This is a genomic window from Thermofilum sp., from assembly GCA_038741495.1.
GTDB lineage: Archaea > Thermoproteota > Thermoprotei > Thermofilales > Thermofilaceae > Thermofilum.
In genome coordinates, this window is the sequence record JAVYKX010000002.1 from 501,978 (window position 1) to 521,687 (window position 19,710).

Annotated in this window: 20 protein-coding genes; 13 read left to right on the forward strand and 7 right to left on the reverse strand. The window is 62.3% G+C overall.

Features of this window, described 5'->3' with window-relative positions; translation table 11 throughout:
• Positions 1 to 11: 11 nt before the first annotated feature.
• Complete coding sequence (locus QXU72_07450) at positions 12 to 656, reverse strand: hypothetical protein (protein ID MEM0495074.1); 645 nt, start codon at positions 654 to 656, stop codon at positions 12 to 14.
• 78 nt (positions 657 to 734) lie between these two features.
• Here QXU72_07450 and QXU72_07455 point away from each other — a divergent pair, with 78 nt between their 5' ends.
• Positions 735 to 1,988: an MFS transporter gene (locus QXU72_07455; protein MEM0495075.1), complete on the forward strand. Its 1,254-nt coding sequence runs from the start codon at positions 735 to 737 to the stop codon at positions 1,986 to 1,988.
• Here the strand turns inward: QXU72_07455 and QXU72_07460 are convergent.
• Complete coding sequence (locus QXU72_07460) at positions 1,985 to 2,791, reverse strand: NAD+ synthase (GenBank protein MEM0495076.1); 807 nt, start codon at positions 2,789 to 2,791, stop codon at positions 1,985 to 1,987. The two genes, QXU72_07455 and QXU72_07460, sit on opposite strands and share 4 nt — an antisense overlap.
• A 50-nt stretch (positions 2,792 to 2,841) precedes the next feature.
• Here QXU72_07460 and QXU72_07465 point away from each other — a divergent pair, with 50 nt between their 5' ends.
• From QXU72_07465 to QXU72_07500, 8 genes are all read left to right on the forward strand, one after another.
• The gene (locus tag QXU72_07465; GenBank protein ID MEM0495077.1) at positions 2,842 to 3,117 is read left to right on the forward strand and encodes a hypothetical protein; all 276 of its coding nucleotides are present in this window, start codon (positions 2,842 to 2,844) and stop codon (positions 3,115 to 3,117) included.
• Positions 3,118 to 3,203: 86 nt separating this feature from the next.
• Positions 3,204 to 4,478: a 2,3-bisphosphoglycerate-independent phosphoglycerate mutase gene (apgM, locus tag QXU72_07470; protein MEM0495078.1), complete on the forward strand. Its 1,275-nt coding sequence runs from the start codon at positions 3,204 to 3,206 to the stop codon at positions 4,476 to 4,478.
• A gap of 55 nt (positions 4,479 to 4,533) precedes the next feature.
• The gene (locus QXU72_07475) at positions 4,534 to 5,241 is read left to right on the forward strand and encodes a hypothetical protein (GenBank protein ID MEM0495079.1); all 708 of its coding nucleotides are present in this window, start codon (positions 4,534 to 4,536) and stop codon (positions 5,239 to 5,241) included.
• Positions 5,242 to 5,296: 55 nt separating this feature from the next.
• Positions 5,297 to 6,193: a hypothetical protein gene (locus tag QXU72_07480; protein MEM0495080.1), complete on the forward strand. Its 897-nt coding sequence runs from the start codon at positions 5,297 to 5,299 to the stop codon at positions 6,191 to 6,193.
• A gap of 45 nt (positions 6,194 to 6,238) precedes the next feature.
• Entirely contained in the window at positions 6,239 to 6,520 is a 282-nt protein-coding gene (locus tag QXU72_07485) for an acylphosphatase (GenBank protein MEM0495081.1), read from the forward strand.
• A 2-nt stretch (positions 6,521 to 6,522) separates the two neighbouring features.
• On the forward strand, positions 6,523 to 7,734 hold the full coding sequence (locus QXU72_07490; GenBank protein MEM0495082.1) for a molybdopterin molybdotransferase MoeA: 1,212 nt from the start codon (positions 6,523 to 6,525) through the stop codon (positions 7,732 to 7,734).
• Entirely contained in the window at positions 7,727 to 9,679 is a 1,953-nt protein-coding gene (locus QXU72_07495) for a molybdopterin biosynthesis protein (GenBank protein MEM0495083.1), read from the forward strand. The genes QXU72_07490 and QXU72_07495 overlap by 8 nt, the downstream gene beginning before the upstream one ends.
• Positions 9,680 to 9,731: 52 nt before the next feature.
• Positions 9,732 to 10,688, forward strand: a complete 957-nt coding sequence (locus QXU72_07500) for a hypothetical protein (protein MEM0495084.1) — start codon at positions 9,732 to 9,734, stop codon at positions 10,686 to 10,688.
• Positions 10,689 to 10,709: 21 nt separating this feature from the next.
• Here the strand turns inward: QXU72_07500 and rbsK are convergent, their stop codons facing one another.
• Positions 10,710 to 11,660 (reverse strand): ribokinase, encoded by a 951-nt coding sequence (gene rbsK / locus QXU72_07505; GenBank protein ID MEM0495085.1) that lies wholly within the window; start codon positions 11,658 to 11,660, stop codon positions 10,710 to 10,712.
• Between the two features lie 78 nt (positions 11,661 to 11,738).
• Between rbsK and QXU72_07510 the strand changes: the two genes are divergently transcribed.
• Positions 11,739 to 12,719, forward strand: a complete 981-nt coding sequence (locus tag QXU72_07510; protein MEM0495086.1) for a nucleoside hydrolase — start codon at positions 11,739 to 11,741, stop codon at positions 12,717 to 12,719.
• 21 nt (positions 12,720 to 12,740) lie between these two features.
• On the opposite strand, the gene QXU72_07515 is transcribed toward QXU72_07510, so the two are convergent.
• The 4 genes from QXU72_07515 to QXU72_07530 are packed head-to-tail and all read right to left on the reverse strand — an operon-like array spanning position 12,741 to position 15,920.
• Positions 12,741 to 13,571 carry an ABC transporter ATP-binding protein gene (locus tag QXU72_07515; protein ID MEM0495087.1) on the reverse strand — a complete coding sequence of 277 codons (831 nt, stop codon included), beginning with the start codon at positions 13,569 to 13,571 and terminating at the stop codon, positions 12,741 to 12,743.
• Positions 13,561 to 14,427: an ABC transporter ATP-binding protein gene (locus tag QXU72_07520; GenBank protein ID MEM0495088.1), complete on the reverse strand. Its 867-nt coding sequence runs from the start codon at positions 14,425 to 14,427 to the stop codon at positions 13,561 to 13,563. The genes QXU72_07515 and QXU72_07520 overlap by 11 nt, the downstream gene beginning before the upstream one ends.
• Positions 14,428 to 14,433: 6 nt before the next feature.
• Positions 14,434 to 15,279, reverse strand: a complete 846-nt coding sequence (locus QXU72_07525) for an energy-coupling factor transporter transmembrane component T (GenBank protein MEM0495089.1) — start codon at positions 15,277 to 15,279, stop codon at positions 14,434 to 14,436.
• Positions 15,280 to 15,326: 47 nt separating this feature from the next.
• On the reverse strand, positions 15,327 to 15,920 hold the full coding sequence (locus tag QXU72_07530; protein MEM0495090.1) for a hypothetical protein: 594 nt from the start codon (positions 15,918 to 15,920) through the stop codon (positions 15,327 to 15,329).
• A gap of 435 nt (positions 15,921 to 16,355) precedes the next feature.
• Between QXU72_07530 and QXU72_07535 the strand changes: the two genes are divergently transcribed.
• From QXU72_07535 to rbcL, 3 genes are read left to right on the forward strand one after another with little or no spacing between them, the layout of a single operon-like run.
• The gene (locus QXU72_07535; protein MEM0495091.1) at positions 16,356 to 17,330 is read left to right on the forward strand and encodes a hypothetical protein; all 975 of its coding nucleotides are present in this window, start codon (positions 16,356 to 16,358) and stop codon (positions 17,328 to 17,330) included.
• Positions 17,327 to 18,304: a ribose 1,5-bisphosphate isomerase gene (locus QXU72_07540; GenBank protein MEM0495092.1), complete on the forward strand. Its 978-nt coding sequence runs from the start codon at positions 17,327 to 17,329 to the stop codon at positions 18,302 to 18,304. The genes QXU72_07535 and QXU72_07540 overlap by 4 nt, the downstream gene beginning before the upstream one ends.
• A 59-nt stretch (positions 18,305 to 18,363) precedes the next feature.
• On the forward strand, positions 18,364 to 19,695 hold the full coding sequence (gene rbcL / locus QXU72_07545) for a type III ribulose-bisphosphate carboxylase (protein MEM0495093.1): 1,332 nt from the start codon (positions 18,364 to 18,366) through the stop codon (positions 19,693 to 19,695).
• Positions 19,696 to 19,710: the final 15 nt, after the last annotated feature.

Sequence of the window (19,710 nt, forward strand, 5' to 3'; positions counted from 1 at the left end):
AAAAACTACTGTTAGGGTTTAACGCTCACCGGTACATCGAAGCTAGTGACCTTGTAGTTCAGCTTCGCGATACTCCCGTTGCTCTCGAAGTCTAGGGTGAGCTCCAGGGGGGTGCACCCGCTCGCGATAAATCGACCAGAGTAGCTTTCAGGTTCTGGAGCAGAGGACTGGGCGAGGCTTCTAAGCTCGGAGAACAAGCTCAAGCAGAGGCTCCTGCAGGGGCCTCTGAACTCGACGACTCTAGTATCTCCCAGAGCGTGCGCACTCCTCTCGGGCGAGTCCCTGGCGAGAAGGAGAAGCCTGTAGAGAACAGTGTCCTCTAGGCGCCAGCCCCCGCGGCGCGAAACCCAGCCTCCCTCGACGAGAACCATGGAGTGCGTTGCGTTAGAGTACACGATGCGGTTTTCGGCAGCCGCAGCCCTCCAAGCTGTGATGCTTGTGAGTAGCTCCTGCGTAGCTAGGCTCACGTTTCCGACAACGAGAACTTTCACGTCGCCGAAGTCGATGATCTCCTCAAACCTCCACCCCCTAGCGGAAGCGAGCCTCTCGAGCGCGCACGATGCGGGATCCCGCCCCAGCGTCGTCACGAAGACCACGGCTAGAGCAGCGGCCGCCAGCAGAGCGCCCAGCGCTAGCGCTACTTTCACAGGCTTCACGCTACATACGCTCAGCGGCTGGTTATAACCGTTCTTTAGGATCAATGAATTTAAGTTTCCCGGGTGCTGCGCGAGTCCGTGACCCTGAGAAAGCTCGCGGACAGCTACAAGAGGCTGCCGAGGAACATCAAGGTTCTAGCGCTCGGCTGGCTGGTGTGGTCCCCCACCCAGGCGATGGCGGGACCCTACACTCAGCTGTACCTGAGCGAGCTGGGAGCGAATCCCGAGAAGATTTCCGCGGTTCAGTCGGCGCACAACGTGGCTAACGCTATCGCTAGGCTCGTGGGAGGCTACTACGCGGACAAGCAAGGTAGGAAGAAGCTGATCTGGCAGGGAACAGTTCTCGTAGCGCTAACATACGTAGTTATGGCTGCCGTGGCTAACTGGGCTGTCTACGCTGCCGCCTTTATCGCTAACGGCTTCGCTCTCTACTACCAGCCAGCGCTTGAGAGCATTCAAGCCGACTCGGTCAGCATGCTGCTGAGGGGCCGCACTTACGCTCTGCTGAACTTTCTCTCAGGAGCGCTAACGTCGGTAGCACCGGCGGCGGGAGCTGCGCTCGTCAGCACCTTCGGGTTGATGGACGGCGTGAGAATCGCTTTCGCAGTATCAGCGATAACGGGATTCGCGATCGCGGCCGCCAGGTACGCTTGGCTCGAGGAGACGCTGAGCGAGGCGGGAACCAAGGAGTCTATAGTTCGTGCGTACGTTGAAGCCCTGCGCGAGACGAGGAGAGAGGTGAAAGGCATCCTTTCGGTGGACCTCGCGTTGAACTTCACGGGAGGGTTAACGGTCCTCTCAACCTACTACACTTTCTACCATCTCGGCCTAGATGCGGCCTACGTCGGCCTCCTCTCGGCTGCCGGCGGGCTAGCAGGGCTCGCGGCAAACATCCCTGCAGGCTACGTGGTGGACAAGAAGGGGCGCGGCTACGCGCTGCAGCTGGGTCTTCACCTAGGGACGCTCTCGCTCCTAATCTTCGTCCTCACTCCTCCGAGGAGCAGCGCAACCCTCGCGCTCCTACTCGCCAGCAGCCTCGTGGGCTCGGTCGGCGGCCCCTTCTACGGGCTCGCCTACTCGGCGCTCCGCGCCGACCTGGTGCCGGAGAGGAGCAGGGGGAGGGTTTACGCCATACTTGGCCTTCCGCCCGCCGCAGCCTGGTCTATCGGCGCGCTGCTCGGAGGCTGGCTCTACAGCGCAGTAGGGCCCCGGGCCCCCTTCGCAGCATCTCTCGCTTTGAGAGTCGCGCTGACCCCCCTCCTACTCACTGTAGTGAGAAGCCTGACCAGGAGCGTCGACTCCGTGGTAGTTGCGGCTAACGGAGCACGCTAGAAGTCGAGGACGTCCGGCAGGGGCAGCGGCAGCACGGGCGGAGGCCTCCTCTTGTGCTCGCTCCTCCTATGCATCTCCATAACCCGCTCGACAACCTCCTCGCTGACTCCGGCTTCTCGCGCCGCCTCGCTCGGCTCCAAGCCCCTGTCGAAGACTAGGTACAGCACCTCGTCGATAACCTCGTAGCTCAGCCCCAGCTCCCCTTCCGCGGTCTGCCCGGGCCACAGCCTAGGGCTGCTCGGCTTGAGCGCAATGCGCTCAGGGATGCCTAAGTGCAGGGCGAGCTGCCGGACCCAGGTCTTGTAGAGGCTCCCCAGAGGCATCACATCCACCCCTCCGTCACCGTACTTCGTGAAGTAGCCTATCAGCAGCTCGCTCTTGTCGCCGCTGCCTACGACGAGGTAGCCTCGCCTGTACCCCCGCTGGTGGAGGATGATCATACGGATCCTCGCGGCGACGTTCCCCCTCTCGACGGGAGTCATGCTGCCCAGCCTTTCGTCGAAGCTCCTGAGCAGGGGCTCGATGTCGATTACCTCGATGTTCCGCTCTGGCACGCCGGCTACTTCAGCTACGCGCATCGCGTCCTCGATATCCTCTCTAGGGGTGGCAGCCGACGGGAGTACGAGCAGCAGGGTGTTCTCGGCTCCGAGGGCTCGAGCAGTGAGAACTGCCGCAACTGCGCTGTCTACACCACCGCTTACGCCGACGACGCCACCCCTCTTCCCGGCCTCTTCGAGCACGTACCTGCGTAGACCAGCGGTGAGCAGCCGCTCAACCTTATCCGCCTTGATCCTCGGCAGCATGCCCTCTCTACTCGGGAGAGGTTAATATACGTCGTGCGCATTAAGCTATCGTGAGCGTTTCGAGAGCCAAGCTCTACTCCTTCCTGAGGAGCGTCGGCCTCTACGAGGCCACCGAGAGGGAGGGGGTGGTGACCATCAGGTTCTCCTCGATGGACCTCGAGGGAGCTATAGGGGGAGTAGCTGAGATCGTCATCACTGGGCTGGTGAAGGGGGAGAGGGTGGAGGTAGCGAGAGTGGTCATCGTGAAGAACGGTGCCTCCGAGGACGTGACCCCGGAGGTTCTTGGAGGCTGGCTCAACTACATTGAGCGCTACGAGCATGCCTAGTGTGCCGGCCGGGCTCTTTTAGACTAATTGAGTGTATAACCGTAAGTACAATAAGTGCCCGCTCCTCAGTGTGCTGGGCCTGCGAGATGAAGCTAGTTTACCTGGTATTGGACGGAGTGGCGGATAGGCCGGAGGACGGCCCCACCTCTCTAGAGGTTGCGAAGAAGCCCGCGCTCGACGCGATTGCAAGGCGGGCCCGCTGCGGCCTCATGTACGCGATTGAGCGCGGAGTAGCTCCCGAAAGCGATGCGGCTGTCATGTCGATTCTCGGCTACAACCCCCACGAGGAGTACACCGGCAGGGGTCCTCTGGAGGCTGTCGGCGCCGGGCTCTCGCTCCGGGAGGGCTACGAGGTCGCTTTCCGCGCCAACTTCGCGACGGTGGATCCGGATACGCGGAGAATCGTCGACAGAAGGTGCGGCAGGAACCTCTCCAGCGAGGAGGCGAGAGAGCTCGCCAGGGCGCTGGACAACCTCCAGCTCAACGTGTACGATGCTTACGCTCGCGTGATTGCGACGGTTGGGCACAGGGCTGTAGTTGTCATCGGGAGCAGGAGCTTCCCCCTCTCCGACGCGGTCGACAACACTGATCCAGCTTACGAGAAGAGGGGGTACGTCTCCGAGGCGAGGTCCTCCTTCGAGCCCTTCATCGCCAGGGCAAGGCCTCTCGATAAGTCTCCCGAGGCGCTTCGCACAGCGGAGCTCGTCGACATGTTCACTGAGCTGTCGATCAGCATCCTGAAGAACCACCCTGTCAATCTCAGGAGGGCTGCCGAAGGCAAGCTCCCGGCTAACGCTATACTGCTGAGAGACGCCGGGGGGAGGCTGCCCAGGCTGCAGAGCATCAGCGCCAAGTTCGGCCTTAGGTTCGGCGCAGTTGCCGAGATGCCTGTCGAGGTCGGGATCTCCAAAGTGCTGGGGATGGAGATTGCCAGCGTCCCGCCGCCTACAGAGGATAAGGCTGCCGACTACGCGGTCAGGCTCGAAGCCACATTGAAGCTCCTCGACAGGGTTGACGCCGTGTACGTGCACCTCAAAGGTCCGGACGAGCCGGGCCACGACGGGGACCTTAAAGCGAAGGTCAAGGCGATCGAGCTCATCGACCAGCACTACGTCTCGAAGCTTGCGAGAGAGCTGCCGAGCGACGCTGCGATCCTCGTCACGGCCGACCACGCGACGCCTTACACGAGGAAGGCGCACAGCGGCGACCCGGTGCCCGTCGTGCTTGCACACGAGAAGCTGGAGCCGGACGGCGTGAAGGAATTCACCGAGAGAGCTTGTGCCGGCGGTTCCTTGGGTGTGATCGAGCACGGCTACCAGCTCCTACCCACCGTGCTGTCCCTGCTGGGGTTGAGAAGGTAGAGTAGTTTAGCTCTCTAAACGAAGAGAATTTTCTCGACGTCCCCTACTCTCCCCCGTGAAGAGGAGGTTAAAGTCCCTCGAAGTGGCTCTCAGCGCTATTTGCGCAGTGCTCTACGCGCTCGTAGGCTGGCTTAGCTACCTGGGCATCTTCACTCCTGTTTTCGGCGTTGTGCGCTTCTGGCCTTCAGTCTTCATCCCTGCAGTCTTCGCGGTGGCTTTCTCGCCGCTTGTGGGAGGGCTTGGAGCAGCGGTGGGGATCTTTATCAGCGACATGCTCATCCACGGCAACGCTCTTCTGAGCCTCACCGTCGGGGTTCCGGCGAACTTCCTCGGCTTCTACACCGTCGGCGAAGTTTACCGAAGGTTGAGGAGGGGGTCTGTCCCGCTTCTCGTCGGCGAGCTGGTGCTGTCCCTCGCTGTGCTAGCCATCCTGCACGCTTGGGGTGTCGTGCCGACAGACCTGCTGGTGGCAGGCTCGCTAGCTGGGGCTGTAACGCTAGCTTTCGCCGCGGTTTTCAGAGGAGATGACAGGAGCGTCGTTCTGGCCGGCTCCACCGGGCTGCTAGTAGGGTCGGCGGTGATCGGCGCAGGGGTGTGGGCGTTCAGCCAGTTCTTTACGCTGCCTACGGGTGAGAGCTCACTACCGCTCACGGCCGCGGCCGCCTGGTTCGTCTGGACGTACTTCACTGAAGTTCCCTTCATCGCGGTGCTCACTCCCCCCATTGTCAGAGCGCTGCGGCACGCGAAGCTCGCGTGGGGCTAACCTGGTTAACTATCGATTTTTAAGCGGTTTTCCCCACCCTCTAGGTGAGCTTTCCGTGAGCAAACGCTGCGCTGAAGCCTGGAGCCCCGCCGGTCTCTCCGGGCTATTCGAGGCTCACGTAGTGCCCGGCGACCTGCTCAGGACGGGAGCGAGGGGCGCAGGTCTCGCCCTGTCCGCTGGAGTCAGAGCGCGAGTCTGCCTCCGCGAGGAGCCTGGTATCGTAACGCTGCTTAACGGCGTGCAGGGGGATTACTTTGTAGCGAGGAGTGTTGCTGAGCTACTGCTGAGCAAAGCCTCCGAGGAAGCCGGACTGCTGGTAGAGCAGGAAGCTCAAGCTCCAGTGGGAGGAGGGCTCGGGACGAGCGGTGCTAGCGCTCTCGCTGTCGCACTAGCCTCGGCTAAAGTGCTCAAGCTGAAGCTCACGTACCGGGAGGTCGCGCAGGCTGCCCACATAGCGGAGATCAAGTGCGGGACGGGTTTGGGGACGGTTTCCGGCTTGGTGGTGGGCGGCGCGGTGATAGTCGAGAAGCCTGGAGCACCGGGCTTCGACGAGGTTAACCGCATCCTCTTCGACCCGGCGCTCAAGGTCGTCGTGGGGTTCTTCGGGCCGATCGTGAAGAGCAAGGTGCTCCGGAGCGATGGCCTCTCGCTGGTCAACGAGCTGGGGAGGAGCGCGCTGCAGGAGCTCGTGCGGGAGCCAACGCTGGAGAAGTTTCTCGAGGTTTCGAGGAGCTTCACCCTGAAAGCGGGGCTCGCTACACCTAACGTTCTGCGAGCGTTCGAGGCTCTAGCGAAGCTCGACGTGGTGGGCTTCTCCCAAGCGCAGGTCGGCGACACAGTTTTCGCAGTAGCGGACAGCAGCTCCGCCGGCGAGGTCGAGAGCGTGCTGAGAGCTTTAGGAGCGCGCACCCTTACTGCTGAGATCTCCTGGGCTCCAGCGCACCTGGTGTAGCTCTGAGCGGGAAAGCATTTTACCGCGCGTTTTCCTCTTAAAGGCGTGGCAAAGCTGGTACGCGCGCACGTGTACGTTTCCGGCTACGTTCAGGGAGTCTTCTTTAGAGCTTCAATGCGCGAAGTCGCTCAGCAGTACGGCGTGAAAGGCTGGGTCCGCAACCTCCCCGACGGGCGCGTCGAGGCAGTGCTCGAAGGCGAGGAAGATAAAGTGCTGAAGGTTATCGAGTGGGCGAGGCGGGGACCGCCCCTCGCCAGGGTAGAAGACGTGCAGGTGGTTTGGGAGGAGTACAAGGGAGAGTTCAAGGACTTCAGGATAAGGTGGTAGTTTTGCGGAAGCTCCACAGAGTATCTGAAGTTCTCCAGCAGGCGCGCTCCTACGCAGCGTTACCGCCTACAGTGCGCGTACCGGTGCAGGAGGCGCTGGGCCGCTACTCAGCCGAGCTCGTGGTCAGTTCGTTCAAGCTGCCCCCGTGGCCGAAAAGCGTGGTTGACGGCTACGCTCTCAGAGCTGAAGACGCGGAGGCTGCGGGCCCCTCCTCTCCCGTCGCCCTGAAGCTGAAGCCGGGCGTGGTGAGGCCTGGGAGCGAGCAGCGGGAGAGGCTGAGCCCTGGGGAGGCTCTCATGGTCGAGACGGGCGCGCCACTCCCCGAGGGGGCGGACGCTGTCCTACCCGTCGAGGACGCTGAGGAGAGAGAGGGCAAACTGCTCGTTTTTAGAAGAGTTGCGAAGTTCGAGAATGTTTCGCTGCCGGGTGAGGAGTACGATGAAGGCTTAGTGATCGCTGAGAAGGGGTCGAGGGTGACGCCAGCCGCGCTCGGCGCGCTGATTCTCGAAGGCAGGCGGGATATCCTCGTCTACGACCTGCGCGCTAGGCTCCTGAACGTTGGCGACGAGATCGTGAGGGGAACCTACTTCAGGCCTTTCACCCACTACGTGATCGCGGCGTGGCTGCAGCACCACGGGATCCGCGTGGAGGAGATCTCGGTGGCTGGCGACGACGAGGAGGAGGTGAAGCGCTGGATCTCGAGAGGGGAAGCCTACCTCACGCTGCTGGTGGGCGGCACGTCGATGGGGGGCCACGACGTCACTGTGAAAGCGCTCGAGTCGCTGCACCCCGAGTTCCTGGCTCACGGCTTCGCCGTCCAGCCCGGGAAGACTGCTTGCCTCGCGATCCTGAAGGGCAGGCCCATCCTGGCGCTGAGCGGGCTACCCGTGGCAGCGATGTCCACGCTCGAGATCGTCCTCAAGCCCTTCCTCAGGGAGCTGGGGCTCAGGCTCCCGGAGTACCCGCGCGTACGCGCTCGGCTAACTAAGAGGCTAACCGTGAAGACGGGCGTGGTGGGCTTCGCTCGAGTCAGGGTCTACGAGGAGGGCGGCATACTCTACGCTGAGCCCCTAATGGTCGGCGGCTCGGGCTCGCTCGCGAGCTTGCTCCGCGGAAACGGGTTTGTCATCGTCCCGGAGGACGTGGAGGGATTCGACGAAGGGGAAGCCGTGGAGGTGCAGCTCTACGGAGAGGTGGCGAAGCGGCATGGCTGAGCGTAAGATCTACCGGAAACTCGTCGCGGTTGACGACGTGCTCCCCACGATCGAGAAGTATGTGCCGCTGGAGCCGCTCGGAGAGGTGGAGGCGAGCCTGCAGGAAGCTGTGGGCCGCGTGCTAAGCAGGAACGTTTACGCTCCTACCAACTACCCTCCCTACACTCGCTCGCTCGTCGACGGCTACGCGGTGATCAGCGAGGACGTCGCCGGCGCCTACGAGGACAGGCCTAAAGAGCTGAAGCTCGTGGGTACTGTCAAGACGGGGGAGACGGTCCTGCTCCGGATCGGGAGAGGTGAGTGCGCCGGCGTGTCCACTGGAGCCGTGCTACCCTACCCTGCTGACGCCGTTGTCCCGGTGGAGTACACACACGCGCGCCCGGGCGTAGTTGAGATCTACAGGTCTGTGGCGAAAGGCGAGAACGTCGACCCAGCTGGGTCGGACATCGCTGAGGGTGAAGTGCTTGCCTGGAGAGGGGATATCGTAACGCCAAGCCTTGCAGCTCTGCTGGCGGCGGTGGGGGTCAGCAGAGTCCACGTCTTCAGGCCGGTGAGGGTCGGGGTCGTCCCCACGGGCAACGAGCTGCGGGAGCCGGGGGAGGGGCTGGAGTACGGCCAGGTGTACGACTCGAACTCGTACCTGGTCTACGGTGTCGCGAAGATGCTTGGGGCCGACGCGCGAATCTATCCCCGTGCCCCCGACGTCCTGGAGGAGGTCGAGGAAGCGATCCACAGGGCTCTCGGGGAGAACGATATCGTGGTCACCATCGGCGGGACATCGGCCGGCGAGGAGGACCTCGTGTACAGGGTGCTGTCCAGCCTCGACCCGGGCCTCATCATCCACGGCGTGAAGCAGCGCCCGGGCCGCCCCCTCGCGGTCGCTGTGCACGGCAGGAAACTGGTCCTGGGGCTTCCCGGCTTCCCCCTCTCCTGCTTGCTCTCGATCAACCTCTACCTCGCACCTCTGATTGCGAAGCTTCAAGGAGCACGTGCTCACGAGAGCAGGTACGTCGAGGCGGTAGTCCCCGTGCCCATGCGGGGGGATCCTGGCTCGAGGGTTTTCGTGCCCTGCGTCATAGTGGAGCGCGGAGGCATCTACACGGCGTTCCCGCTGGCGGGTCACAGCGGCCGTGTCTCAGCGCTGCACCTGGTCGACGGCTACCTAGTTATTCCCGAGAGCGACGAGAGCCTCCCCTCAGGGAGCCGGGCGCGCGTGCTTGTGAGCCCCTTCTGGAGGCCTTTCGAGGCTAACGTGATCGGCAGCCACGACCCTCTCCTCCAGGAGGTAGTGGCGGGTCTCCGCAGCAGAGATAGGGTGAGGCTCGTGAGCACCGGCAGCTTAGCCGGCCTCCAAGCGGTGAAGTCCGGTGTGGCGGACGTCGCTGGGACACACCTCCTCGACCCGGAGACGGGCGAGTACAATACTCCCTTCTTGAAGTCGCTGGGGCTCGAGGGAGTTGTCCTCGTCAGGGGTTACCTCAGGGAGCAGGGCTTCGTCTACAGGGAGGACTCGGTCTCCAGCTTCTCTGAGGTTATCGAGAAAGGCTTGAAGTTCGTTAACAGGAACGCGGGCAGCGGTACGCGAGCCCTCATCGACCACCTGCTGAAAGCTGAAGCGGGGAGGCTCGGCGTGGGGTTCGAGGAGCTCAGAGAGCGGCTGCAGGGGTACACGTGGGAGGTGAAAACGCACGAAGCTGTCGCCTACCTCGTCGCGAGAGGGGTAGCGGACGTCGGCGTAGCTATAAGGTACGCTGCCGAGAGGTACGGGCTCGGCTTCACACCCATCGGCTTCGAGCGGTACGACCTAGTCGTCAGGAAAGACTCCCTAGGCAAGCAGGCTGTGAGAGAGCTTCTCGACGGTTTCTGCTCGGAGGGGCGGAGAAGGGCTTCGGAGACTCGAGGGTACGCGGTGGACAGCGCGATGTGTGAAACACTCGAATTTTAATCCGCTCCACGGGGTCCGAGAGTACTCCGAAAGTGAACAGAGGTGCTCCGGCGTGGGGGAGGTTTGGAGAAGTATTCGTCTCGCCGCCTCAATGCTGGCCGTGACAGCGCTGCTACTGCTCGCAGCGGGGATCATGCTCCTCTCCCTCTCCCCACCCGAGAAGCGAGAAGGGCTCCTCCAGATAGTCCCCTGCGCCAGCGGAGTCGAGGCTGTTGCCAACGCTAGCACCCGTTTCGCGAGAAAGCCCTTAGGGGTGGCTTGGGTGGATCCCAACGTCTGGGGGGCCGGGCTCGCCGGAAGCGAGGGGCTTGAAGGTCATGCTCGCGTGCTCTGCGAGCCGGGAGGCCCGCTGAGGATCGAGGTGGACTTCAGGTCTCCAAGGTGGGGGAGCCCTATTGAGGTTCTAGCGTACCCTTCGGTCGCGTACGGGCTGAAGCCCTGGAACCAGAGCGCTGACCTGCAGGGCGGGGTCGAGCCCCTGCCTCTACCGCTTCGGCTGCGTGAGCTCCCGACGATCACGCTCTCGGTCGAGTACCGGGTTCTCGAGCCCTCGGAGAGGTTCAACGTCGCTTACGACCTCTGGATCGTGAGGAAGCCAGCCGCCGGTGTGAGGCCGGGAGACCTCGAAGTGATGGTCTGGCTCAGCTGGAGGAATTCGACCCCGCTCGGCTACTTGGCTAAGGTCGTCAAGATCCCGGTTTTTGTCAACGGGAGCGCGCGGGAGCTGGAGTGGGAGGTCTGGGTCGCGCCTCGAGAGGGAGAGGGCTGGGACTATGTCGCTTTCCTCCCGCGGCAAGCTCTCGCGGGCGGAGCGGTGTCCCTTAACCTCAACCTCTTCATCGATTACTCGCTCAGCACGCTGAGCGAGCTTCGGCCGGGCCGGTGGTACCCGAACTACGCCGAGGAGCTCTACCTCGCCTCGATAGAGCTAGGTAGCGAGGTTTTCCGCTCGCCCACCATGCTCCTGAGGTGGGAGATACTCCGCTACGAGATCGTGGTCCAGCCCTAGCCGCGAGCCCGCTGAGCTGCTTCAAGCTACTCTCTCGGGCTGAGTCTGCTGGTAGAAGCGAGATGCAGCCTCCTCCAGCTCGCTCAGCCTCGGAAGCCCCTCCTGCGCCCCAACCCTAAGCACTTTGAGAGCAGCTGAAACGTTGCCCAGCCTCGCAGCCTCCAGCAGCGGCAGCCCTTTAGCTAGCCCGTACGCGAGCCCCGCGTTGAAAGCGTCTCCAGCGCCTGTGGTATCCACGGGCTTGACCTTCACTGCGGGAACCTTGTACACAGCCTCCCGCGTCGCGACGAGAGCGCCTTCCGCACCCATGGTCACTACGACGCTGCCTACGCCTGCTTCGAGCAGCTTCTTCACGGCGGCGGTAGCGGTCGCGAGGTCGCTGACCTCGATGCCCGTCAGCATCGAAGCTTCAACCCTGTTGGGCGTCAGAACGTCGACTCTGCCGAGCAGGGAGGCTGGGAGCGGGGCGGCGGGCGCCGGGTTGAGAATCGTGAGAACTCCGTGCTTCTTAGCCAGCTTGAGCGACTCGTCAACAGTCTCGAGCGGTATCTCCAGCTGAGTTAGCAGCACCTTGCTGCCGCTTACCGCGTCCTCAGCCCTCCTGACGTCCTCCGGCCTCAGTTTGTAGTCCGCTCCAGGGTCGAACGCTATCATGTTTTCCCCATCGTCGCTCAAGAGGATGAAAGCTACACCAGTGCTCACCTCATCATCCAGGTAGATGTAATCGGTGCCGACACCGTTAGCTCTGAAGTTGTCGAGGAGCAGCTCTCTGAACTCGCGCCCGATCTTCCCCACCATGTACGTCCTCGCACCCAGCCTACCGCAGCCCACAGCCTGGTTTGCACCCTTGCCGCCCGGCTTCACGAGAAAACCGTGCCCCTTCACCGTCTCCCCGGGCCGCGGCAGCCTCGGCACCCTGATGAAGAAATCCACGTGAATGCTACCTACAACTGTTACCTGCGGCCTCTCCACGCGCTACCATGCGGGAAGAGGCTTTTAACCTTGCCGCGCTCACTATACCTTTTTATTCGCTGAGCGCGGAGAACTTGCGTGAAGCGGATCATCATCGACACAGACCCCGGTGTCGACGACGCGCTCGCTATTCTCGCAGCGCTCAACCACCCTGAGGTCGAGCTCCTGGGAGTTGTCTCGGAGCCCGGCAACGTCCCCTCGGACGTCGGAGCGAGAAACGTTATCAGGCTCTTTGATGCTGTCGGGGCTCCGCGCCACCTCTACAGCAGGGTTTACAGGGGGGCTGTGAAACCACTCGTGAGAAGCCTGCAGACTGCTGAGTGGGTGCACGGGTCGGATGGGCTGGGGGATGCTGGCTTCCCACCGCCCTCCTCCGAGCCGAGGACGGGGGGAGTACGCTTCCTGATAGAAGTCCTCGAGTCGTCCTCCCGGGGGGAGGTGTCCATCCTGTGCCTAGGTCCTCTAACGAACATCGCCCTGGCGGTAGCCTCGGAGCCCGACATCGCCGGCAAAGTAAAGGAGGTGGTTAGCATGGGAGGGTGGTTCGGGCTCACGGACTTTTCCAGCGGGAACGTTACGCCGGTCTCGGAGTTCAACATCTACAACGACCCCGAGGCGGCTAAGATCGTGTACGAGGCCTTCAGCGGGAAGCTGAAGGCGGTCGGCCTAGACGTCACGACCCACCCTGACGTTGCGCTCACCACGCGGGAGTGGGAGCTCCTCAGGAGCAGCAGCTCGAGGACCGCCCAGGTGGCCGCGCGAGTTATCGAGAAGACGCTGAAGCTCTTCGGCGGTAGAATGTCCCCCCACGACCCCCTCGCCCTGCTCGCCCTGCTTAAGCCCGACCTCTTCACGTTCAGGAGGTACCCGGTGGTAGTCTCGCTGTGCGAGGGTGTAACGCGGGGGCAGACCGTCCCCGAAAGGCGGGAGTGGCTTGCCTCGCTTGGAAACGTTCCGGAGGCTCACCCGTACGTGCCGCACCCGGTCATTGAAGTAGCAGCTGACGTCAAAGCTCGGGAAGCTCTATCCTACATGCTAAGCCTGCTGACGCAGCGGTGAGAGAAACAGAGGGCCGGGAGGCTAGCCTCGAAGAATCTTCTTTACCTGCTCCACAGCCTCCTGCAGAGTCAGCGCGTCGAGCTTGAAGCCTCTCCTCTGGAGCTCGAGCGAGAGCTGCACGATCTGCGGCGGCTTTATCGCGTTCTCCTTCAGCACCTCCACTGCCTGCAAGACAGAGCGCGTGGGGCCGTCGAGAACCACTTGACCGTTCGCGATGAGAACCGTTCTACCCGCGTTCTCGGAGACGAACTTCATATCGTGCGTGATTATTATGATCGTGAATCCCTCGCCGTGGAGCTTTCTCACCAAGCTCGCCAGCGTCCGCCGCCCCGCGTGGTCCTGCCCCGTCGTTGGCTCGTCGAGTACAAGCACGTTAGGCTTCATCGCCAGCACGGACGCGATGGTGAGGAGCTTCATCTTCCCGTAGTCTAGGTCGTAGGGGTTGTGGTCCTCGTAGCCCGAGAGGCCTACCTCGCTTAAAGCCCACCTAACCCTTCTCTCCACCTCGTCGGGGGGCAGCCCCAGGTTCCGGGGTCCGTACGCAACTTCCCGCCACACACTGCTCTCGAAGATCTGGTGCGTCGGGTTCTGGAAAACGTAGCCAACCCTCTTCACGAGCTCGTGCGTAGGAGTCGTCCTCGTGTCGAGGCCCTCCACGAGAACTCTCCCCCGCGTCGGCTTCAGGAGCCCGTTAAGGTTCTTCGCTAGAGTCGTCTTGCCACCACCGTTCTGCCCGATGAAAGCGATTACCTCCCCTTGACTTACCCTGAGGTTCACTCCCCGGAGCGCCCACGAGTCGGAGCCCGGGTACCTGAACCAGAGGTCTTCAACCCTAATTACCTCACGCTCCACCTGCACCACCCAGCAGTTTCGAGAAACTTTCCACTCCTTCCTCCAGCGTGATCGGCGCAGGGACCTTGACGCCTAGATCTCTGCTCAGCAGGTACGCTAGCTCGGTGACGGAGGGCGGGTCAACCCCCCTGCTCTTAAGCTCTTCCACGCTGGCCAGAACCTCGCGGGCTGGGCCGTAAGCAACCACCTGCCCCCTGTCGAGGAGGAGGATCTTGTCGGCGAAGTAAGCTATCTCCTCGATCTCGTGCTCTGCGATGACGATCGTAGCCCCCTCATCGGCCAGCCTCTTAACAACGCTGAGCACCTCGAACTTCCCCAGGGGGTCGAGCTGAGCTGTAGGCTCGTCGAGGACTAGGATCTCAGGCTTCAGCGCCAGCACCGTCGCGATGGCGAGCCGCTGCATCTGCCCTCCCGAAAGCTCGAAAGGCGACCTGGCCTCCAGCCCCTTCAAGCCGACGTAGCTTAGAGCTTCCTCCACCCGCTTCGGGATCTCCTCCCTGGGGAAGCCCAGCATCATCAGCCCGAAGGCCACTTCCTCCCACACTGTGAGAGCTAGACCAGACATCTGGTCCTCAGGGTCCTGGAACACGAACCCCACCTTCGTCGATAGCACTGAGATAGGAGTCTTCAGCACCTCGTAGCCCGCGACCACAACCCTCCCGCCGTACTTCCCTCCGTAGAAGTGGGGGACTAGCCCGTTCAGCGCTTTGAGCAGCGTCGACTTACCCGCGCCGTTAGGCCCGATGACGGCGAGCACTTCTCCCCTGTGGACCTCGAAGGAAACGTTCCTGAGGACGAAGTCCCTGCTCGTCGGGTACGCGTACGTGAGGTTCTCAACCCTGATTACCGGCTCCAACCCCGCTCACCCCGCCCACACCCAAGGCAGCTTAGAGATCGGCGAGTACCCGATGTTCACGTAAACCCAAGCGAGCAGAAGCGTAGCGAGCAGCATCCCGCCGAGGAAGAGGTAGTCTGCGGCCGAGAGCCTGGCTTCGTAGATGAGAGTCTTCCTCACGGGGGCGCTGAAGCCTCGGGACTCGAGAGCTATCGCCCTCACCTGCACTTTGTTCAGCGAGCTGAGGGTTAGGGGGATGATCACGGCGAGGTAGTTTCTAATCCTCTGAAGCACGCTCGCCTCGGTCCTCAACCCTCTCGCGGTTTGAGCCTGGATTATCGTCTCTGCCTCCGCGGCGAGGAGTGGGATAAACTGCAGCGTCGCGATAACCGCGTATATCACCTTGAATGGAAACTTCAGCTTGAAGAGAGTCGCGGCGAGCTTCGCCTGGTTCGTCGTGAGGAAGAAGAGGAGCGCTGAAGCGATAGCTACAGCTATGCGGAGAGGCCAGGTGAGCCCCCACCCAAACCCCTCGAGGTAGACGGGGTACTTTCTCCCGAAGAGCTCGATGTAGCCTATGACAGTCTTGTTCCACGGGAAGCCGAGCGGAAGGGAGAGAATGGGCACCGCGAACAGGATCCAGGGGGCGATTATCACGAGGAGCGTGATGAGGATGGGCTTCGCCGCCTTCGCGTGAGCCGCGAGCAGAAGTGTTGCAGCTAGGAGCACGAGGTTGAGCACCGGGTCGTAGAACACGTAGACGAGAACCGAAGCCCAAATGAAGTAGAGGAACTTGACCCTACCGTCAAGCCTCTGCACGAACGTGTCGGCTTCCACAGCCGTCTTCTTGAGAAGAGAAGCACCGATAGGCAAGCTAAACCCCTCAGCTAAAAGAAAACCCTCCTTTTAAGGCTCTCCTCCTACCTGGCAAGCACAAACCTCTTCGGTATCCTGGAGGCGATGATGACGGAGATTATGAAGCTCACAGGCTTATCGATAATCTCGGTGAAGACTGCTTGAGCGTAGTTTGCGAGGAAGAAGTTCCCGGTGGCGGATAGCGTGGCTGCGTAAACCGCGGCGGGGAGAGGCTTCCACAGAGGTCCTCCGCCGAAGAGGCCGATAGAGACTAGCGTTGTGAAGACCGGGTACAGCAGGCCGTAGAGAACGATCATCATCACCCAGGTGATAGGCTTCTTGAGGTCCGTCCAGCCCATTCTCATCATAAGCCAGGTGATCAAGGCAATCACGACGTTAGCGAAGCCCCACACCCACTGCGGCAGACCCCATACCGTCAGAGCCATGATGATGTTGTAGAGGAAGCCTCCCGCAGCCCCCACCCAGAAGCCAGCGATCAACGTCCCCAGGATAGTTGCCCACGTGTCGCCCCAGATCGGCGCCTTCAGTGCCTCGACGATCACTCCTCCAACGTAGTTTAAAGCGGCGATCGTCGGGACGAGAACAGCGGCGATAACAGCCTTGCCTGCGGGCGAGATTTCCTTAACTTCTGCTCCCATTTAGACCCCCGCTTGAGGGCACGTCTTAGGCGGCATTCGAATATATATTACTTCCCCGCTTCTCCTTTTACTAAGAACTATTTTCCAAGCCCCTCCAGGAGCTTTTAGGCTCCAGCTAGGTTTGCTCGAGGAGTCTGTTAACAGCGCTGCACTGCCGCGGTGAACCTTAACCAAGCTATAGGCCACTGCGGAGAGTCGTGCTCAAAGCCAGAAGGCAGAGCTCTAGGCAGTCTCCCCCGCGAGAGCCGGTTGCCCAGCGCGCAGCCCGCGGAAGCTGGAGGGTGGGCGCTGCGGACTAGTGGAGCGGGGAAAGAGGGCACGAATGGCGAAAAGCCTTATAGTGCTCGTGGAGCAGCCATAGTATGGTGCTTTGCTCGCTTCGGGAGTTTTGCTGCGCGCTGCGCCGGAGAGAGGCTCTAGTGCGGGGTGCTGAGCATGCGGGCGGGCTTGCCTGAGTTCTACGCTAGAGCTGTCGACGATATTCGGAGAGGGAGGGTTAAGAGCTCCTCCGAGAGTGTCTTGTACGCGCTGTCACTGCTCTCGAGGGCTCTGCAGCGCGAGAAAGATCTCGCGCTCTTCGCGGCGCTAGCTACCGAGATCGTCAGGTCTAGGCCGACGTCCGCTCTGATGCTGAACATGGTTCGGGAGGTTCTGCGAGCGGCTGTAGCGAGCGTGGAGCGCGGGCTCGACGAGGTATCTGCGGCTGTTGAAGAGCGGCGCAGCGAGCTCGAGAAGACTCTGCAGGATCACGTGGCTCGGGCCGCTCTCATCGCCGAGAAGAGGCTTGAAGACGGGGACGTCGTGCTAACGAACACTTACAGCGTGTTCGTCAAACAGACTGTCCTCAGTGCTGTGAAGAGCGGGAAGAAGCTGAGCGTGGTGGTGGCGGAGTCGCGGCCGGGAGGCGAGGGAGCGGAGCTTGCAGCCGAGCTCGCGGACGCGGGGGTGCCCACCCAGCTGGTCGTCGACTCTGCAGTGCGCTTCATCATGCGGGAAGTGGACAAGGTGCTGGTAGGGTCGGAGGCGATCGCGGCCAACGGCGCGAACATCAACAAGGTTGGGACAAGCCTTATCGCGCTAGCAGCCCACGAAGCGCGCGTGAGGGTCTTCGTGGTCGCCTCCTCCCTGAAGCTGAGCCCGGAGACCCTGGTGGGGGAGCTTCTCGAGATACCGGAAGCCGACTACGAGTGGGGGCCGGAGAGCCCGGGCGGGCGGGGGAAGCTCAAGGTGAGGGCCCCGCTCTTCGACGTTACACCGCCCCAGTACATCGACGCTATCGTGACGGAGAGGGGTTTGATCGCCCCGCAGTTTGCCGTGATGCTTGTAAGGGAGATTTACGGCTGGCCGCCGGCCTTGCAGAGCGTATCCGAGCTGGCTGAAGAGCTCCTTCGGAGAGGGTTAGGCGGATGATTCCGGAGAGCGTTGCGAGGGTGGCGGACGACATAAAGGCGATGCGCGTCAGGGGTGCGAGCAGGATCGCGAAAGCTGCAGCGGAGGCGCTCCTGCTCGCGGCCCGGGAGTACCGGGGCGGCTCGGTGGAAGATTTCTCCAGGTACATGGTGAGCGTCGGAAGGCTCCTCGTGTCGACGAGGCCCACCGCTGTCTCTCTGCCGAACGCTGTCCGCTACGTGCTGGCAGCTCTGAGGGGGGGCTTCTCCAGCGTTGAGGAGGCGAGGGCCGCCGTTGAGAAGCGGTGCGAGCAGCTTGTGAGCTACATTGACAGGGCTGTTGAGCGCATAGCTGAGATAGGCAGCGGGGTTCTCCGGAGCGGGGATGTTGTTCTCACTCACTGCAACAGCGTAGCAGCTGTAAGCGTGCTGGTGCGGGCGCAGCAGAAGGGTAGGGCGGTGAGGGTTTACGCTACGGAGACTCGGCCGAAGTTCCAGGGGCTCGTGACGTACAGGATGCTGAGCGAAGCGGGCGTGGACGTGACCTTGATCCCCGACTCGGCTGTCAGGAGCGTGATGAGGGAAGTGGACAAGGTGATCGTGGGCGCCGACGCTGTGGCTGCGAACGGCGCTGTCGTCAACAAGATAGGGACCAGCCTGATCGCTCTCGCCGCCTCGGAGAGGGGGGTGGACTTCTACGTGGCTGCTGAAACCTACAAGTTCAGCCCCTACACCGTGGTGGGGGAGCTCGTCGTGATCGAGGAGAGGAGCCCTTCGGAGGTTGTCGAGGAGAGCTTTATCAGAGCTCACCCGCGGCTAGCGGTGAGGAACCCCTCCTTCGACGTGACAGCCCCCGAGTACATTACCGCGATCATAACCGAAGTGGGGTTGATACCGCCGACTGCAGCCGCGATAGTTCTCGAAGAGGTTTACGGGAGCGGGCCCGTGAGCGGCGAGCCCCTCCTTTGGAGCCCGGAGGAGGATGCTGCTCTCTGAGCGCGCGGAGCAGCGCTCCGCTTCGATACCGATAAAAGGAGGCGCGGCTCTTCTCAAGTATGTCTAGGGACTTCGAGCCCTACCCGGAGTTCCTCAAGCTAGGCTACGTCCCCGACCCTCGGAGCGAGGTTGTCGCCTCTTTCAGAGTGATGCCGGCCGAGGGCTTCACCGCTGAGGATGTGGCCGGCGGGATCGCCGCCGAGAGCAGTACGGGAACCTGGACGACGCTCTACACGTGGTACGATAAGGCGAGGCTGGAGACGCTGAAGGGTAAAGCCTACGAGATCAGGAGCCTGGGGGACGGTTCTTACCTTCTGAGAATCGCCTACCCTGTCGAGCTCTTCGAGGAGGGCAACATGCCGGGTTTTCTCGCCTCCGTCGCCGGCAACGTCTTCGGCATGCGGCGCGCGAAAAGCCTCCGCCTCGAGGACGTGTACCTCCCGAAGAGCTTCCTCGAACACTTCAAAGGCCCGCTGAAAGGTCTCCGAGGAGTGCGGGAGGTCTTCCGCATCTGGGATAGGCCTATCGCGGGCACGGTGCCGAAGCCGAAAGTCGGGTACTCGCCGGAGGAGGTGGGCGTGCTCGCGCGCGAGATCCTGGCGGGGGGCCTCGACTTCGTGAAAGACGACGAGAACCTCACCAGCCCCAGCTTCTGCAGGTTCGAGGAAAGGGCGAGAGCCATCATGAAGGCTATCGACGCCGCTGAGAGCGAGACAGGTGAGAGGAAAGCTTGGCTCGCCAACATCACCGCGGATGTCCGCGAGATGGAGCGCAGGCTGAAGCTCGTCGCCGACTACGGCAACCCCTACGTGATGGTAGACGTGGTTGTCGCCGGCTGGTCCTCGCTCACCTACATCAGGGACCTAGCGGAGGAGCACGGCCTCGCAATCCACGCTCACAGAGCGATGCACGCTGCCTTCACGAGAAACCCTGCGCACGGCATCTCGATGTTCACGCTCGCGAAGCTTTACCGCGTCATCGGAGTGGATCAGCTCCACGTGGGGACTCCGGAGGTCGGCAAGCTTGAGGCGAAAACCGCAGACGTCGTGAGGTGCGCGAGAGTCCTGCGGGACGAGGTCTACGAGCCGGACCCCGAAGACCCCTTCAGAGTAGAGCAGCCGTTCCACCACGTTAAGCCAGCGCTCCCGGTCTCCTCGGGCGGTCTCCACCCCGGGACTCTGCCCGATGTTGTCAGGGTGATGGGCCGCGACGTAGTCATACAGGTCGGCGGGGGAGTCGTAGGCCACCCGGACGGCCCTAGAGCGGGTGCCGCGGCGGTGAGGCAGGCTCTCGAAGCAGTAGCGGCGGGCATACCCCTCAGCGAGTACGCGAGGGAGCACAGAGAGCTCGCTAGAGCGCTCGAAAAGTGGGGCTTCCTTAAGCCCGCCTGAGCCCCTCGGCAGAGC

Excerpts from the sequence above, each read along its gene's own strand:
- apgM (MEM0495078.1), top strand. The coding sequence starts at position 3,204 with ATGAAGCTAGTTTACCTGGTATTGGACGGAGTGGCGGATAGGCCGGAG.
- rbcL (MEM0495093.1), top strand. The coding sequence starts at position 18,364 with ATGTCTAGGGACTTCGAGCCCTACCCGGAGTTCCTCAAGCTAGGCTAC.
- QXU72_07495 (MEM0495083.1), top strand. The coding sequence starts at position 7,727 with ATGGCTGAGCGTAAGATCTACCGGAAACTCGTCGCGGTTGACGACGTG.
- QXU72_07530 (MEM0495090.1), bottom strand. The coding sequence starts at position 15,920 with ATGGGAGCAGAAGTTAAGGAAATCTCGCCCGCAGGCAAGGCTGTTATC.
- QXU72_07460 (MEM0495076.1), bottom strand. The coding sequence starts at position 2,791 with ATGCTGCCGAGGATCAAGGCGGATAAGGTTGAGCGGCTGCTCACCGCT.
- QXU72_07540 (MEM0495092.1), top strand. The coding sequence starts at position 17,327 with ATGATTCCGGAGAGCGTTGCGAGGGTGGCGGACGACATAAAGGCGATG.
- QXU72_07535 (MEM0495091.1), top strand. The coding sequence starts at position 16,356 with ATGCGGGCGGGCTTGCCTGAGTTCTACGCTAGAGCTGTCGACGATATT.